This is a genomic window from Streptococcus toyakuensis (assembly GCF_024346585.1).
GTDB classification, from domain to species: domain Bacteria; phylum Bacillota; class Bacilli; order Lactobacillales; family Streptococcaceae; genus Streptococcus; species Streptococcus toyakuensis.
This window is the reverse complement of the sequence record NZ_AP024523.1, coordinates 696,485-712,534: the sequence shown is the minus strand read 5'-3', so window position 1 is coordinate 712,534 and position 16,050 is coordinate 696,485. Positions and strand designations below refer to the sequence as shown.

Annotated in this window: 17 protein-coding genes; 2 read left to right on the top strand and 15 right to left on the bottom strand. The window is 41.8% G+C overall.

What is annotated here, in order from left to right:
• Nucleotides 1-535: 535 nt before the first annotated feature.
• From STYK_RS03730 to budA, 7 genes are all read right to left on the bottom strand, one after another.
• On the bottom strand, nucleotides 536-1,606 hold the full coding sequence (locus tag STYK_RS03730) for an ABC transporter substrate-binding protein (RefSeq protein WP_261805265.1): 1,071 nt from the start codon (nucleotides 1,604-1,606) through the stop codon (nucleotides 536-538).
• Nucleotides 1,603-2,376 (bottom strand): ABC transporter permease, encoded by a 774-nt coding sequence (locus tag STYK_RS03725; RefSeq protein ID WP_000712740.1) that lies wholly within the window; start codon nucleotides 2,374-2,376, stop codon nucleotides 1,603-1,605. The genes STYK_RS03730 and STYK_RS03725 overlap by 4 nt, the downstream gene beginning before the upstream one ends.
• On the bottom strand, nucleotides 2,373-3,179 hold the full coding sequence (locus STYK_RS03720) for an ABC transporter permease (protein WP_000753805.1): 807 nt from the start codon (nucleotides 3,177-3,179) through the stop codon (nucleotides 2,373-2,375). Before STYK_RS03720 ends, STYK_RS03725 begins: the two co-directional genes overlap by 4 nt.
• Nucleotides 3,160-4,317 (bottom strand): ABC transporter ATP-binding protein, encoded by a 1,158-nt coding sequence (locus STYK_RS03715; RefSeq protein ID WP_261805264.1) that lies wholly within the window; start codon nucleotides 4,315-4,317, stop codon nucleotides 3,160-3,162. The genes STYK_RS03720 and STYK_RS03715 overlap by 20 nt, the downstream gene beginning before the upstream one ends.
• A 159-nt stretch (nucleotides 4,318-4,476) precedes the next feature.
• Nucleotides 4,477-5,382: a UDP-N-acetylmuramate dehydrogenase gene (gene murB, locus STYK_RS03710; protein ID WP_125454689.1), complete on the bottom strand. Its 906-nt coding sequence runs from the start codon at nucleotides 5,380-5,382 to the stop codon at nucleotides 4,477-4,479.
• A gap of 113 nt (nucleotides 5,383-5,495) precedes the next feature.
• Complete coding sequence (locus STYK_RS03705; protein ID WP_261102313.1) at nucleotides 5,496-6,248, bottom strand: YhfC family intramembrane metalloprotease; 753 nt, start codon at nucleotides 6,246-6,248, stop codon at nucleotides 5,496-5,498.
• A 9-nt stretch (nucleotides 6,249-6,257) separates the two neighbouring features.
• Nucleotides 6,258-6,989: an acetolactate decarboxylase gene (gene budA, locus STYK_RS03700; protein ID WP_000360314.1), complete on the bottom strand. Its 732-nt coding sequence runs from the start codon at nucleotides 6,987-6,989 to the stop codon at nucleotides 6,258-6,260.
• Between the two features lie 24 nt (nucleotides 6,990-7,013).
• On the opposite strand from budA, the gene STYK_RS03695 reads away from it, so the two are divergent.
• Nucleotides 7,014-7,421 (top strand): hypothetical protein, encoded by a 408-nt coding sequence (locus STYK_RS03695; protein ID WP_261805263.1) that lies wholly within the window; start codon nucleotides 7,014-7,016, stop codon nucleotides 7,419-7,421.
• 339 nt (nucleotides 7,422-7,760) lie between these two features.
• Here STYK_RS03695 and STYK_RS03690 read toward each other — a convergent pair whose 3' ends face one another.
• On the bottom strand, nucleotides 7,761-8,282 hold the full coding sequence (locus STYK_RS03690; protein ID WP_156011808.1) for a streptococcin A-M57: 522 nt from the start codon (nucleotides 8,280-8,282) through the stop codon (nucleotides 7,761-7,763).
• Between the two features lie 416 nt (nucleotides 8,283-8,698).
• Between STYK_RS03690 and STYK_RS03685 the strand changes: the two genes are divergently transcribed.
• Nucleotides 8,699-9,970 carry an aminotransferase-like domain-containing protein gene (locus tag STYK_RS03685; protein WP_261805262.1) on the top strand — a complete coding sequence of 424 codons (1,272 nt, stop codon included), beginning with the start codon at nucleotides 8,699-8,701 and terminating at the stop codon, nucleotides 9,968-9,970.
• Between the two features lie 172 nt (nucleotides 9,971-10,142).
• Here STYK_RS03685 and STYK_RS03680 read toward each other — a convergent pair whose 3' ends face one another.
• From STYK_RS03680 to STYK_RS03650, 7 genes are all read right to left on the bottom strand, one after another.
• Nucleotides 10,143-10,958, bottom strand: coding sequence for an ABC transporter substrate-binding protein (locus STYK_RS03680; protein ID WP_261229206.1), 816 nt, complete (start codon nucleotides 10,956-10,958; stop codon nucleotides 10,143-10,145).
• 157 nt (nucleotides 10,959-11,115) lie between these two features.
• Nucleotides 11,116-11,769 (bottom strand): phosphate signaling complex protein PhoU, encoded by a 654-nt coding sequence (gene phoU, locus STYK_RS03675; RefSeq protein WP_000946458.1) that lies wholly within the window; start codon nucleotides 11,767-11,769, stop codon nucleotides 11,116-11,118.
• A gap of 11 nt (nucleotides 11,770-11,780) precedes the next feature.
• On the bottom strand, nucleotides 11,781-12,539 hold the full coding sequence (gene pstB, locus STYK_RS03670; RefSeq protein WP_261805261.1) for a phosphate ABC transporter ATP-binding protein PstB: 759 nt from the start codon (nucleotides 12,537-12,539) through the stop codon (nucleotides 11,781-11,783).
• Between the two features lie 12 nt (nucleotides 12,540-12,551).
• Nucleotides 12,552-13,355, bottom strand: coding sequence for a phosphate ABC transporter ATP-binding protein PstB (pstB, locus tag STYK_RS03665; protein ID WP_261805260.1), 804 nt, complete (start codon nucleotides 13,353-13,355; stop codon nucleotides 12,552-12,554).
• A 10-nt stretch (nucleotides 13,356-13,365) separates the two neighbouring features.
• A complete protein-coding gene (pstA, locus tag STYK_RS03660) occupies nucleotides 13,366-14,250 on the bottom strand; it encodes a phosphate ABC transporter permease PstA (protein ID WP_000543046.1) in 885 nt (294 codons plus the stop codon).
• Entirely contained in the window at nucleotides 14,240-15,157 is a 918-nt protein-coding gene (pstC, locus tag STYK_RS03655) for a phosphate ABC transporter permease subunit PstC (RefSeq protein WP_001070902.1), read from the bottom strand. The genes pstA and pstC overlap by 11 nt, the downstream gene beginning before the upstream one ends.
• Complete coding sequence (locus STYK_RS03650) at nucleotides 15,157-16,035, bottom strand: phosphate ABC transporter substrate-binding protein PstS family protein (protein WP_261023692.1); 879 nt, start codon at nucleotides 16,033-16,035, stop codon at nucleotides 15,157-15,159. Before STYK_RS03650 ends, pstC begins: the two co-directional genes overlap by 1 nt.
• Nucleotides 16,036-16,050: the final 15 nt, after the last annotated feature.

The window sequence follows — 16,050 nt, the reverse complement described above, 5'->3', positions numbered from 1 at the left end:
AGTAAATAATCTGTCGTGGTATCAAATAATTTTGCTAATTTGACAACGGCGTCTAAATTAGGCTCTAAAGTTCCATTCTCCCAACGAGAATAAGTACCTTGTTATCCACCAATCATTTCAGAAATTTGTACCTGAGTTAACTTCTTGATCTTTCTCAGTTTCTTAAGACGATCTCCAAAAGAATCATTATTAAACATTGTATCCTCTTAAATATTCTAAACAGTATAAAACGGAATTATTCCATAAGGAATATTTATTTGAAGATTAAAGATTCTATTGAGAATATTATAGCATAAAAGGAGGTAAAAGCGTATGTAGCTAGTAGTCAATTTAAAAAATTTTAATGAAGGAGATAGAATTCAACAAATAAAAAAATCTTGAAACAAATGCGCCGTTATTTCACTTATCACTATTTTTATCCTCAATTTTCATATTACTAAACACAGCAACTAAAATAGAAAAAGATATGGCTATAAAAACTGACTTATATTAAAAAACGAACCAGCTTGACTGATTCGTTTCGTGACTGCTAACTCTACTTCCGATACATTTTAAACTGTAGGAAGAGGTCGCTATATTTGCCTGTCCATTTATGGTCAAATTTCTCATAAACTTCCAGGTGTTTCATGGTTTCAGCATCTGGATAGAAGGCTTTGTCTTCTTTTTTCTCCTCTGGGAGCAATTCCTTAGCTGGTAGGTTTGGTGTTGAATAGCCGACATACTCTGCATTTTTAAGAGCATTTTCGGGTTTCAACATAAAGTTGATAAAGGCATAGGCTGCATCTTGGTTTTTGACTGTTTTGGGAATGACCATATTGTCAAACCAAAGATTGCTGGCCTCGGTCGGAACCACATAGCGGAGGTTTTCATTTTTCTCCAGCATTTGGCTGGCTTCACCAGAGAAGGTCACACCGATAGCAGCGTTATTCTGAATCATGTAACCCTTCATCTCGTTGGCCACAATAGCCTTGATATTTGGAGTCAGCTTGTAGAGTTTGTCTACTGTCTCTTCTAACTGCTGGGTATCCTTGGAGTTGAGGCTGTAGTCTAGCGAATTGAGTCCTAGTCCCAGTACCTCACGTGCCCCATCAAAGAGCATGATAGAGTTCTTATACTCTGGCTTCCAGAGGTCATCCCAATGCTCAGGCGCCTCATCGACCATGGTTTCATTGTAGACAATTCCCAAGGTTCCCCAGAAGTAAGGAATGGAGAATTTATTGCCTGGGTCAAAGGACTGGTTGAGGAACTCTGGTCCGATATTTTCAAGACCTTCAAGTTTTGAATAGTCAAGCGGTACCAAGAGATCTTCGTCCTTCATCTTGTTAATCATGTATTCACTAGGGATGGCAATATCGTAGGTCGTTCCACCCTGCTTGATCTTGGTATACATGGCTTCGTTGGAGTCAAAGGTCTCGTACTGGACTTGGATTCCTGTTTCTTCTGTAAATTGCTCCAAGAGTTCAGGATCGATATAGTCCCCCCAGTTGTAAATGACCAGTTTTTGACTATCTCGGCTATTGATTTTACTATCGAGATGAGTCGCAATTCCCCATAAGACGAGGATAATGGCTACAATTCCTGCTAAAAATGAATAGAGTTTTTTCATGCTTGCTCCTCCTTCTCACGTGAGATAAAGTAATAACCAACCACTAGGATAATACTAAAGAGAAAGACAAGGGCAGAAAGGGCATTGATTTCTAGCGAAATCCCCTTGCGAGCACGAGAGTAAATCTCGACTGATAGGGTTGAAAAGCCATTTCCCGTTACGAAGAAGGTCACAGCAAAGTCATCTAGCGAATAGGTGAAGGCCATAAAATAACCTGCAATGATAGACGGAGTCAGATAAGGAAGCATGATTTCCTTGAACATCTGAAATTGACTGGCACCAAGGTCATAGGCCGCATGAATCATGTCACCGTTCATTTCCTTGAGTCGAGGCAAGACCATCAAGACCACGATAGGAATGGAGAAGGCTACGTGACTAGATAGAACGGTCAAAAAGCCAAGTGAAAACTTGAGTTGGGTAAAGAGAATCAAGAAGCTGGCACCAATCATAACATCAGGAGCAACCATGAGGATATTATTGAGTGATAGAAAGGCTTCTTGGTATTTCTTACGAGACTGGTAGATATAAATAGCTCCAAAAGTCCCGATAATGGTCGCTATCAAGGCTGACAGAAAGGCCAAGAAAAAGGTCTGAGTCACAATCAACATAAGACGACCATCGCCAAACATGGTTTTAAAATGGCTCAGGCTAAAGCCTGTAAAGCTGTTCATGTCGTTTCCTGCATTAAAGGCGTAGCCAATCAAGTAAAAAATCGGCAGGTAGAGGACAAGAAAGACCAGTCCCAGATAAAGGTTGGCAAATTTTTTCATCGTTCTCTCCTTTCCTTGGTCACCCACATGGTGATGAACATGGTCAAGATGAGAATTACACCGATGGTTGAACCCATACCGTAGTTGTCATTTGTCAGGAAGTTCTGCTCAATGGCTGTCCCCAAGGTGATAACGCGGTTCCCACCAATCAAACGAGTCAGCATGAAGAGACTCAAGCTTGGAATAAAGACCGACTGAACTCCACTTCGCACGCCGTTCATAGACAGAGGGAAGATGACATGACGGAAAGTCTCCCACTTGGTCGCACCTAGGTCATAGCTGGCATTGATGAGATTGTTATCCATATCGTCCAAGACATTGAAAATCGGCAAAATCATAAAAGGAAGCTCGATGTAGCTTGCAACAAAGATAAAGGAGAAATCGGTAAAGAGCAACTGCTGTGAACCGATTCCGATGAATTCCAAAAATTGGTTAATAGAGCCATTTTGACCAAAAATTCCGATAAAGGCATAGGCCTTAAGGAGCAAATTAATCCAAGTAGGCAAGATAATCAGCATGAGCCAGAGTTGACGGTGCTTGAGACGGGTCAAAAAGAGGGCTGTTGGATAGCTGATAAGAAGCGTCACCAGTGTCACAATCCCTGCATAAAGCACGGAGTTAAAGCTCATTTTGAGGTAGGTCAAGTTTTGTGAAGCAAAGTAAGATTTATAGTTTTCTAAACTGAATTGTCCTTCAATATTGAAAAAGGATTGACCGAAAATCAAGACCAAGGGTGCCAGGACAAAGAGTGCAATCCAAAGCATGTAGGGCACTACAAAGAGTTTAGAGCTTGTTTTCTTCATCTCTTTCCTCCTCGATTGCATTGATCAGACCTGCTTCTTTCTCTTCGATTTCTACGTACTCCTCAATACGAGCATCGAACTCTTCTTCGGTTTCATTGAGACGCATGATGTGGATGTCTTCTGGTTCAAAGTCCAGACCGATTTCCTCACCAACAATGGCCTTACGAGTCGAGTGGATCATCCATTCATTTCCAAGTTCGTCATAGGCGATAATTTCATAGTGAACCCCACGGAAAAGCTGGGTATCGACCTTAACTTGGAGCTTGCCTTCTTCAGGAAGAGTAATGCGCAAGTCCTCTGGACGAATAACAACCTCAACAGGCTCATTTGGCTTCATCCCGCCATCGACCGCTTCAAAGCGTTTGCCGTTAAACTCAACTAAGTAGTCCTCAATCATGGTTCCTGGCAAGATATTTGACTCACCGATAAAGGTGGCAACAAAGTGGTTAATCGGCTCATCGTAGATATCTACTGGTGTTCCAGACTGGACAATCTCGCCATCATTCATGACAAAAATCCAGTCACTCACGGCCAGGGCTTCTTCCTGATCGTGAGTGACAAAGACAAAGGTAATACCCAATCGTTGTTGTAGTTCACGCAGTTCATACTGCATGTCTGTTCTTAATTTCAAGTCCAGCGCTGACAAAGGCTCGTCCAACAAAACCACACGGGGTTGGTTGATGATGGCACGGGCAATAGCCACACGCTGACGTTGTCCTCCAGAAAGTTTACGGATAGAACGTTTTTCGTAACCTTCCAACTGAACCATCTTGAGAACTTCAGCAACACGTTGCTCGATTTCTTTCTTGTCGATCTTACGCAAGCGAAGTGGAAAGGCAACATTTTCAAACACATTCATATGTGGAAACAAGGCATAGGATTGGAAGACAGTATGGACGTCTCGCTTGTTGGTTGGGATATCATTGATGCGGACACCGTCCAGTAAAATATCTCCTGTCGTCGCATCTAGTAACCCTGCAATGATGTTTAGGATGGTTGATTTCCCTGAACCAGATGCGCCTAGAAGGGTATAAAATTTCCCCTCCTCCAACTCAAAGTTGATGTCTTTGAGAACCTTGGTGTTGCTGTCTTCAAAAACTTTAGAGACGTTTTTGAATTCAATAATTGGTTTTTTCAATTGTCATTTATTCCTTCTTTTTCATAGATTAACAGATCAGGGCTCTGTCAGGCCGCCACTACCTCGTGTAGGAGATTGAACTGCCTACATTCTTCTGCACTAACGATAGGCTTTCACCCCCTTTCCATGACATAGCAGCAGCTTTTCAACTACAGCTTCCTACTTGCTTTCTCCTAAAATACGGACTTCCCTCTCAAGAGTAACGCCAGAGTGTTCCTTGACTTTTTCGATAACAGACTCAATCAAGTCCTCGTAGTCTTTAGCCGTTCCGTCAGCAACATTGATCATAAATCCTGCGTGTTTTTCTGACACTTCTACGCCACCGATACGATAGCCTTTCAAGCCAGCTTCTGAAATTAATTGACCTGCAAAATGCCCTACTGGACGCTTAAAGACCGAACCACAAGATGGATATTCTAAAGGTTGCTTGAGTTCACGTAGATGCGTCAAACGATCCATTTCTTGCTTGATAACCTGATGACTTTCTGGAGCAAGGGCAAATTTAGCTGACAAGACAACTGCACCAGACTCCTGAATGGCTGATTGGCGGTAACCAAAAGCCAAGTCCTTGGCAGATAGAGTCTCGATTTCTCCATCCTTGGTCAAGACCTTACAAGACTGCAAGATGTGGGCAATCTCACCACCATAGGCACCCGCATTCATAAAGACAGCACCACCGACGCTCCCTGGAATGCCACAAGCAAACTCAAAACCAGTCAAGCTATGACGAAGGGCAATGCGAGTTGTTTCAATCAAATTTGCCCCAGCTTCTGCTTCAATAGTATAACCATCAACGGAAACATTATTGAGCTTGTCACACAAGATGACAAATCCACGAATTCCTCCATCACGAACGATGATGTTGCTGGCATTTCCAAGAACCATCCAAGGGATATTTTCTTGATTAGCAAATTTAACAACGCGAGCCAACTCAAAACGATTTCGTGGAAAGACCAAATAATCAGCCTCTCCACCTACTTTTGTATAACTATAGCTATGCAAGGGTTCCTTAAAACGGATATCAATCCCTTCTAAGATTTCAAGCATTTTTTCTTTTACTGACATGTCACTCTTCCTTTTTCAAAATTCATTCCATTATACCATTTTTAAGACCATTTGACGACCATAAAAAGACCTTGTTTGCTTTTTGCACAAAAAAAGAGGTTCCCCTCTCTTTCTTATGATTTTTTACAAAAGATTGCCTTGGTTCCATAAGCAACCAGAACAAGTTCAAGTGCTAGGACAACTTCAACCAAGACTGGACTTGTCAACCAGCCAACTTGGGCTAGAGATGGTGCCAGGTCAAAGAAGGCATGGAGTCCATAAGCCGCTAGGAGATATGTCCATTTCTTCTGGCGAACAGCTTGGTAAACCCAAACCGTCAACAGCAATTGGAATCCTAAAGCCAAAATCCGTTCAAAACCAAGCAAATAAATCTGCCAGACAGACAGCGACTGAATGGTTTTCAACATATTTTCAGACAGCAATTTCAGGACCTGTGGATTCTGAGTTTGAACTGCTGAGAGAACAATGTAGAGATTAATCAAACTAGTAAGGCCCAGGAAAATCAATTCCAAACCACCATGACCTAACCCATAAGCCAAGGCGTCTGCCTTGTCCAAACTTCTCTTTTTCTCCAACCATTTGAAGAAAACAAGACGAGCAGTTTCCTCAAAAAGGGCTGCCATGGCTAGACCATAGATGATATAGACAAGCGGATGGTCTTGCAAGAGGGAAATACTACCGTCTTTTTGAGGATGTAAAACCAAGATATGCACCAGTTTTTCCAAAATCTGTGAAGAGACAAAGAAAGCAACAGCACCCAAGCCCAAGACAGCTAGATTGATATGGTATTTCTTTCTGGCATACCAAATGCTCCCTATCAAGAAAGCCAGCAACAGCAACATAGTAATAATGATATGAATGGTCATTTTCTTCTCCTATTCTGCCTTTTCAATATCTTTTTTCATCTCGTCAACATTGAACTTAGCAAACAAGTATTGACGGTCTTGGACTGGGAAACGTTGGTCCAACTGGTCAACTGCTCCCACCTCGATAATGCCTTCCTTGATGACAAAGTCCATGACATGCCCACCGAAGGTCAAGTCATCTGAGATGAAGTGTAGATGATAGCCTGCCACACTGACTCCATGAAAAATCTCAGGCGTCCAGAAACCAACAATGGTTCCCGCCACATTGTCACGACTATATTCCGGTTGATGGGTTGCGACCTCAGCAAACTTGGTATCTGGTGTTGACTTAGGAATCATACGCACATGCATATGCGAAAATTCCCCCCGAATCTTGATAGAGCGGAAAAGATTTTCCCCATCATAATAAGACTCAATTCGTTCTTCCAATTCCTTGTCTGTCATCTCAAAGCGCTGGCGGAAAATGACCTCTGCCTGATGCGGTACTACTGCTGCATAAGGAATAAGGGCATCTGGTGACACTTCCACAATCTCTGGTTGCTCTCCTGATCCTTTAGCCTGATAGGCCTTGCCATCCAAGACAATCAATTCTCCATCAATGGAATCCAAGGTTCCCAAACCAAGATCACCATGCTCTAGCAATTCTCCCACTGTCATGGTACCACCATAAAGGCCAGCCATCAAGGCTCCGAGGGTATTGTATTGAAATAATTTCACTGGTTCCTGCACGTTCTTATCCATTCACTTTCTTATCTGTTATACTCAATGAAAATCGAAGAGCAAACTAGTAAGCGAGCCGCAGATTGCTCAAAGCACTGCTTTGAGGTTGTAGATAAGACTGACGAAGTCAGCTCAAAACACTGTTTTGAGGTTGTGGATAGAACTGACGAAGTCAGCTCAAAACACTGTTTTGAGGTTGTGGATAGAACTGACGAAGTCAGCTCAAAACACTGTTTTGAGGTTGTGGATAGAACTGACGAAGTCAGTAACCATATCTACGGCAAGGCGAAGCTGACGTGGTTTGAAGAGATTTTCGAAGAGTATTATTCTATAAATCTTACTCCTAAGTATACCACATTTGCCCCTAGATGTGAACGAGAGAAACACTTTAGACATTGCCAAGAAGGGAAAAAAAGGGTACAATGTAACAAAATCAAGGGAGATCTGGAATGAAGAAACAAAGCAAGTACCAAGAGGTTGTTTCCTATCTGAAAAACGGTATCGAGTCTGGACGTTTTCCAACGGGTAGTCTGAGATTTTGACAGAAACAAAACTTGAACTAGCACAACAACCCCTAAGGAACACACTTCCCTAGGGGTCGCTTTTTATTTAACTAAATCATTATTTATTTTTTGTTCCTAGTAAACATAAATATTGTATTAATAATTGCAAAAATAAATGCAAACAAAAGGATTTTCCAAAGGATAAATTTTTGTAACACTAAATACGCATATACAAATCCAATCAAAAAGCTAATAATCGCATCTTTAATAAGAAATTTTTTATCACGCATTATTCCATACCGCACTGAACTGCCCAAATAGCCAATTGACCAGCAATGATATAAATATTTGTTTTAAGTCCATTAGCTTTAACAAATCTTAGTACCACTTTAGCTAATTCTGACCAAGCCTTCTTCTGCGCATACTTAACAATTAGCGAAACATTGATCATAGCAAAAAATTCATCTCGTATTTTTCCTGCTATACATCCTCCCATCTCATCCCAAGGGACTCTGTCATAGGGATTATTAATATTAGTTTCTAATTCATTTTCCGCAAAAGCAATATCTTTTTGAGAAAAGTTTTTATAAACATATTCAGTAAAATTTTTTTCATTAACTCCATTTCTAAACATTTGTTCAAGAACATTGGCTACATCATCGATTTGTTTTTGTTCTTGAGTACTAATTTCAGAAACTTCCGTGGTAGTTACATCATCAGCAAATACTCTAACAGAAGCTATAGAAGGAGACATAATAGAAAATAGTGATAATACAACAAGAGCTGAAGTTACAATTTTTTTAAATTTCATAAAAAACACTCCTTTCAAGTCACAAATATATATTACTGATAAAATAACTTGATTTTCTGATTTAAACCTCCTTTCTAACAAGTTATTCGTATACTTTTATTTTTCAATTCTATTATATCACAACAAGAAAACGGTTTCAAGTATTTTGCTAAAAATATGTGCAAGTAATAAGGGAAAATTAGCATGAAAACTTTTTAAAACAAATCAACCCCAGATAAAAATACACATTTTGTTTTAAAGAGAAAAAAAGTTCCGAAAAACTGTCACATCCGCATTTGATTGCTCTTTGATTTAAAAAAGTGTTAAAAATGGGAGTATACCACATTTGCCCCTAGATGTGAACGAGAGAAACACTTTAGACATTGCCAAGAAGGGAAAAAAAGGGTACAATGTAACAAAATCAAGGGAGGTTTGGAATGAAGAAACAAAGCAAGTACCAAGAGGTTGTTTCCTATCTGAAAAACGGTATCGAGTCTGGACGATTTCCGACGGGAAGTCGTCTGCCTTCTATCCGTCAACTGAGCCTTGACTTTCACTGTAGCAAGGACACTATTCAACGAGCCCTGCTGGAATTACGGCACGAGCAATACCTCTATGCCAAGCCCCAGAGTGGCTACTATGTCCTAGAACAAGGGCAACATCAAGACCTAGAAATTGAGGTTACGGACGAACACGCCAGCGCCTATGACGATTTCCGACTCTGTGTCAATGAAACCTTGGTTGGCCGGGAAAACTACCTCTTCAACTACTATGACAACCAAGAAGGATTAGAAGACCTAAGACAGTCCATTCATAAACTCCTCTTTGACCAAGCCCTCTACTGCAAGGCTGACCAACTGGTACTGACTTCTGGAACCCAACAAGCCCTTTTTATTCTCTCTCAAATTTCCTTCCCTAGCCAAGCCAAGGAAATCTTGGTAGAACAGCCGACCTATCATCGGATGAATCGCCTCTTGATTGCTCAGGGCTTAGACTATCAAACGATTGAACGAAGCATTGATGGGATTGACTTGGAGGAGCTGGAAGGTCACTTCAAAACAGGAAAGATTAAGTTTTTCTACACCATTCCTCGTTTTCACTATCCTCTGGGGCATTCCTATTCTGAGCAGGACAAACGAGCTATTCTTGACTTAGCTACCAAGTATGGTGTCTATATCGTAGAGGACGACTATCTGGGGGATTTGGACTCTAAAAAGGGCCAGACCTTCCACTATCTAGATACAGAGGAGCGGGTCATTTACATCAAGTCCTTCTCAACCAGCCTCTTTCCAGCCCTGCGAATTACGGCACTCATTCTGCCAAATACTATCAAAGAATCCTTTGTAGCCTACAAAAATATCCTAGACTACGACAGCAACCTCATCATGCAAAAGGCCCTGTCACTCTATATTGACAGTCAACTGTTTGAGAAAAACCGTCTAGCTCGCTTGTCCAATCAAGAAGACTACCAAAAACAACTCGAGAAAAGTTTAACCAAAACACCTTGTCCCCTTCCTCATTATCCCCTACACGATGGTTTATTACTAGACCTGAGCCAGTATCCTAAAATCGCCAGTCTCAAGCACAGTCAACTGGGTTTAGACTTCTTTGAGAAGGCTTACTTGGATGCCTGTCCTTATCAATTTGCCAAGGTGTCCCTAGACAATCTGGAAAAGGTTTTAAACTATTTAAAAGCAGAATTGGACTGACTTCCAACTCTGCTTTTTTCTTATACTCTTCGAAAATCTCTTCAAACCACGTCAGCGTCGCCTTACCGTAGATATGGTTACTGACTTCGTCAGTTCTATCCACAACCTCAAAGCAGTGCTTTGAGCAACCTGCGGCTAGCTTCCTAGTTCGCTCTTTGATTTTCATTGAGTATTATTCTTCAACTTCTGTTAGGCTTGCTGCTTTTTCAAGATATTTTTGGTAGGTACCGTCATCCTTGAGTTTTTGGATAACCTTGTCCACCACTTCTTTCAAATCAGCACTATTTTTTCTAAGGGCAACTGCATTGGCTTCGCCGTCCTTCATCTTCAAGCTGACAGTTGCGACAGCTAGATCGGCATTTTTAGCAGCATAACTAAGCGCAACAGGCTCATCCATGTGAACAGCATCTACTTTTCCAGCCTGTAATTCATTGACTGCTTCACCCATATTGGTTAGGGAAGTTAATTGAGCTTTTGGCAATTGTTCCTTGACCATTGATTCTGGAACAGTTCCTTTTTGGGCCGCAATATTAGCACTTTCAAGGCTAGTTAAATCCTTGTATTTTTCTACATCGGACTTACGAACCAAAAAACTAATCTTGTTTTCATAGTAAGGGATTGAAAAATCAAAGACTTCTTTTCTCTCATCAGTAGCGCTAATTCCCGCAACTGCTAGGTCAGCCTTACCAGTTTGAAGACTGGTCAAGACATTGTCAAAACTCATGCTTGAAATTTCCAACTTCACCCCAAGTTCATCAGCGATAGCTTGGGCCATATCAATATCCGCACCGACTACCTGATTTTTCCCGTCAACTAAGGATTGGAATTCAAAAGGTGCATAGTCAGGACTAGTCGCCACAACTAATTTCCCCTTTTGCTTAATGGCCTCAACAGCTGACTGAGAACCGTTAGAATCCGACTGGCAAGCCACTAAGAAGAAACTTGCAAGAAAGCTACATAAAACAAATATCCATTTTTTTGATTTCATAAATAAACAACCTCTCTGTTAATTTTGTATAATTATAACGCTATCCAAGTTGCTTGTCAAGTGTTTTTTGAATTTTTATCTTAAAAATATTTTTTTCATTCAAGAAAAGGAGCTGTCAGTTGATTTCGAGCTCCTTTTTATACAGAATGAACCTGTTTTATAGTTCGACAATCTTACCTGTTTCAAAGTAAACAACCCATTCACAGATATTTTTAGCATAGTCTCCAATACGTTCCAAGAAGGCAATCACTTGGAAGTAATCACGACCTGTAACGATGGCATCTGGATTTTTCTTGATTTCTTCTGTAGCCAAGTCACGAATGCTATCAAAGTAATGGTTGATTTTTTCATCCATAGCTGCTACTTCATAGGCCTGATCCACTGAACCATTGAGATAGAGTTCAAGGGCTGCTTCAACGAAGTTCTTGACATCGCGACCCATTCTCTTAATTTCTTCTTCAACAGCTGGGATGCGTTGCTCCCCCTTCATACGAATTGCTGCTTTAGCAATAGAAACAGCATGGTCCCCCATACGTTCCAAGTCAGATACAGCCTTCAAGACTGTCAAAACAGTACGCAAGTCCTGAGAAACGGGTTGTTGAAGGGCAATCATTTCAAATGATTTCTTCTCCAATTTCACTTCGTATTCGTTTACTTCTGCATCGTCTTCGATGACTTCTTTGGCCAAATCTCGGTCATGAGTAACAAAGGCACGCACTGTACGATTGATTTGGGATAGCACTTCTTGTCCCATTGCGTAGAACTGGTTGTGTAATTTCTCTAAATCTTCTTCAAATTGAGAACGTAACATCATTTATCTCCTTATCCAAATTTTCCTGAAATATAATCTTCTGTTTCCTTGTGTTGTGGGTTGAGGAACATCTTCTTGGTATCGTTAAACTCAATCAAATCTCCATCTAGGAAAAATCCTGTCTTGTCAGAGATACGAGAGGCTTGTTGCATGGAACGCGTAACCAAGAGCATGGTGTATTTATCTTTTAGACCATACAAGGTTTCCTCAATCTTACCAGCCGAAATAGGGTCCAAGGCTGAAGTCGGTTCATCCAAGAGAATGATTTTAGGACTAGTTGCCAAGACACGGGCAACACAGACACGTTGTTGTTGTCCACCTGAAAGCCCGATAGCTGAATCATGCAGGCAATCCTTGACCTCATCCCAGATAGAAGCTCGTTGTAGGGCTTTTTCTACCGCTTCATCCAGAACCTGCTTATCCTTCACTCCATTGATACGAAGTCCGTAAACAACATTTTCGTAGATAGACATAGGAAAGGGGTTTGGTTGTTGGAAAACCATACCGATTTCCTTCCGCAATTCAACTGTATCTGTACGTGGACTGTAGATATTGTGGCCGTTGTAAACCACTGAACCAGTTGTGGTCACCTCTGGATTGAGATCTCCCATGCGGTTGATAGCCTTGAGGAGGGTTGATTTCCCTGATCCAGATGGACCAATCAAGGCTGTAATTTCCTTAGGTTGGAAAGATAGGGAAACACTATTCAAGGCCTTCTTTTGATTGTAGTAAACGGACAGGTCTGACACCTGTAAAATCGCTTCTGTCATACTGTTTCCTTTCTATCCAAAGTGTCCTGTTACATAGTCATTGGTTGACTGTAGTTTAGCATTTTGGAAAATATTAGAGGTCTTATCGTACTCGATCAAATCACCCAAGTAGAAAAATCCTGTGTAGTCACTAGCACGCGCAGCCTGCTGCATACTGTGGGTCACGATGATGATGGTAAAGTCTTTTTTCAACTCCAACATGGTTTCTTCCAACTGGGCTGTCGCAATCGGATCCAAAGCTGACGCTGGTTCATCCATCAAGAGAATATCTGGTTTCACGGAAATAGCACGAGCGATACAGAGACGCTGTTGCTGACCACCTGATAAGGTCAAGGCTGACTTGTGCAAATCGTCTTTGACCTGATCCCAAAGGGCAGCTTGACGAAGAGAAGTTTCCACAATTTCATCCAAGACTTGCTTGTCCTTAACCCCTGCACGTTCATGGGCAAAAGTGATATTGCGGTAGATAGACTTGGCAAAGGGATTTGGGCGTTGGAAGACCATTCCAATGTGCTTTCGCATCTCATAGACATTGATTTCTGGGCGGTTGACATCAATCCCTTGGTAGAGTATTTGCCCTGTCACCTTGGCAATATCAATGGTATCATTCATTCGATTGAGACTGCGAAGGTAGGTTGATTTACCTGAACCAGAAGGGCCAATTAAGGCTGTAATTTTATTTTTTTCAAATTGCATATCGATGCCCTTGATGGATTCATTTTTACCGTAGTAAACATGTAAATCCTTAGTAGAGAGGGCCACTTTCTCTTCAGGAAAGGTGATGATATGCTTTTCATCCCAATTATAATTTGACATGGCTTCTCCTTTAGGCAGCGGTTAATTTCTTGTGTAAGTAGCTTCCGAGTTTACGTGCTCCAAAGTTAAAGATGAGGATAAAGATGAGGAGCACGGCTGCAGAACCTGCTGATACAATAGTTCCATCAGGAATAGTACCTTCACTATTGACTTTCCAAATGTGGACAGCCAAGGTTTCTGCTTGACGGAAGATAGAGATTGGGCTAGTCACACTGAGAATATTCCAATTAGACCAGTCAAGGGCTGGAGCGGATTGCCCTGCTGTATAGATAAGAGCAGCCGCCTCACCAAAGATACGACCAGAGGCCAAGACGACCCCAGTCACAATACCTGGAAGAGCTTCTGGAATGACCACATGGACAACTGTCTCCCAACGAGAAATTCCAAGGGCTAAACCAGCTTCACGTTGCGTATGGTGAACGTGTTTCAAACTGTCCTCGACATTACGAGTCATCTGAGGCAAGTTAAAGACTGTCAAGGCCAAGGCACCTGAAATGATTGAAAATCCATACTCAAACTGAACTACAAAGATTAAGTATCCAAAGAGACCTACAACCACAGATGGCAGTGAAGACAAGATTTCAATACAGGTTCTGACAAAGTTTGTCACCGGACCTTTTTTGGCATATTCAGCTAGGAAAATCCCAGCCCCCATAGACAAGGGAACAGAGATAATCAAGGTAATAACCAGAAGGAAGAAGGAATTATAGAGCTGAATTCCAATCCCTCCGCCTGCTTGGTAAGAAGATGATTTGCCAGTCAAGAAAGACCAAGATATGTGGGGCAAACCACGAACCAAGATATAAAGAATCAAGGATGCCAAGATGGCAACGATAATTCCTGCAATTGAGTAGAGGACAGCTGTTGCAATTTTATCTAATTTCTTAGCGTGCATAGTTTTTCTTTCCTCTTTCTTTCGTAATCAATTTAATCACACTGTTGAAGGCCAAACTCATCAAGAGCAAGACTAAGGCCAAGGACCAGAGAACGTTATTGTCAACTGTTCCCATAACGGTATTTCCGATACCCATGGTCAAAACAGAGGTCAAGGTTGCAGCAGGTGTTGTCAATGAAGTTGGGACGACGGCTGAGTTTCCGACCACCATCTGAATGGCCAGAGCCTCTCCAAAGGCACGCGCCATCCCAAAGACTACTGCGGTGAAAATCCCTGAACGCGCTGCCTTCAAGGTCACGCGCCAGATGGTTTGCCAGCGAGTGGCCCCCATAGCCAAACTAGCTTCGCGGTAGTGACGAGGCACCGCACGCAAGCTGTCCGTTGTCATAAAGGTTACCGTCGGTAAAATCATGACAAAGAGAACGAAAATCCCTGACAAAATCCCAAAACCAGTTCCACCAAAGATACTACGGACAAAAGGAACTACGACCTGCAAACCGATAAATCCATACACGACGGAAGGAATTCCGACCAGCAATTCAATAGCTGGTTGCAAGATTCTAGCACCTTTTGGTGAGACTTCAGTCATAAAGACTGCCGCACCAATGGCAAAAGGAGTTGCGATAAGGGCTGATAGGATTGTGACAATAAAGGAACCCAAAATCATTGGAAGCGCACCAAATTGTTTACCTGAAGGATTCCAAGTTTGTCCAAAGAGGAAATCAAAGATATTAACCCCATTTACAAAGAAGGTCGACAAACCTTTTTGGGCTACGAAAATCAAAATCATAGCCACAATGATGACAATCAAAGACAGGCAGGCAAAGGTCAAGCCTTTTCCTAGTTTCTCTAGACGAGAGTTCTTTGAGGGAGAAAGTAATTTTTTAGCTAATTCTTCTTGATTCATTAGTGACTCCCTTCTAGTGCTGTCACCGTTCCTACAGCATCTTTTTCAACCTTCATTTCCTTGACAGAAATATAGCCCATCCCCTTAACGATTCCACTTTGCGCTTCATCTGAGAGGACAAAGTTGAGAAATTCTGCCACCAATTCATTTGGTTGACCTAGGGTGTACATGTGTTCATAAGACCACAAAGGCCAGTTATTGCTTGTAACATTTTCTGCAATCGGCTCATAGCCGTTCAATTTCATGCGTTTAACTGAGTCATCCACATAGGCAAAGGCTAGGTAAGAAATGGCTCCTGGGGTCTGGGAAACAATGTTTTTGACCATCCCATTTGAATCCTGTTCTTGACTCTGCACGGCAGATTGACCATCCATGATAACACTATCAAAGGTTGCACGAGAACCAGAACTTGCCGCGCGGTTGATAATGGAAATGGCTAGGTCTTTCCCACCGACTTCTTTCCAGTTGGTTACTTTACCTGTGAAGATGCTACGGAGTTGTTCAGTTGTCAGATTTTCAACATCAACTTCCTTGTTCACAATCACTGCCAAGCCCGCTACGGCAACCTTGTGGTCCACTAGAGCGGAGGCGTTGATACCGTCTTTTTCCTCGGCAAATACGTCTGAATTTCCTACATCAACGGCTCCAGACTGAACCTGAGACAGACCTGTACCAGATCCTCCACCTTGGATGTTGACTGTTTTTCCAACGTGCATAGAGCCAAATTCATCTGCTGCTGCTTCGACCAAGGGCTGAAGAGCCGTTGAGCCAACAGCTGTCATGGATTCTCCACGATCAATCCAGCTAGCACATCCCGCCAAAGAACCTGCCAGCAAAAGAGCTGCAAGGGATAAAGCGAGTTTTTTCCTTTTTTTCACTGTTTTTCTCCTTGA